Origin of the sequence: Sedimentibacter sp. B4 (assembly GCF_000309315.1) — a bacterium.
Lineage (GTDB): Bacteria > Bacillota > Clostridia > Tissierellales > Sedimentibacteraceae > Sedimentibacter > Sedimentibacter saalensis.
Genome location: NZ_CANG01000756.1, coordinates 1 through 249 on the forward strand (window position 1 = coordinate 1; position 249 = coordinate 249).

General features: G+C 65.9%; 1 pseudogene. It reads left to right on the plus strand.

From position 1 onward, the window contains the following. A pseudogene (locus BN358_RS13000) lies at nt 1-249 on the plus strand (thymidine phosphorylase); the annotation flags it as partial.

Below are 249 nucleotides of genomic sequence, written 5' to 3' on the forward strand. Positions count from 1 at the left end.
GGGCGTCCGTGTCGAACGCGGAGATGCTCGATCAACTGGAATCGGTCGGAGCGGTGATCTGCGCGGCCGGGTCCGGGCTCGCCCCGGCGGACAAGAAGCTCTACGCGCTGCGCGACGTGACCGCAACCGTCGAGTCGATCCCGATGATCTCCGCGTCCATCATGAGCAAGAAGATCGCCGAAGGCACCGCCTCGCTGGTGCTGGACGTGAAGACCGGCTCGGGGGCGTTCATGAAGACCTACGCGGACT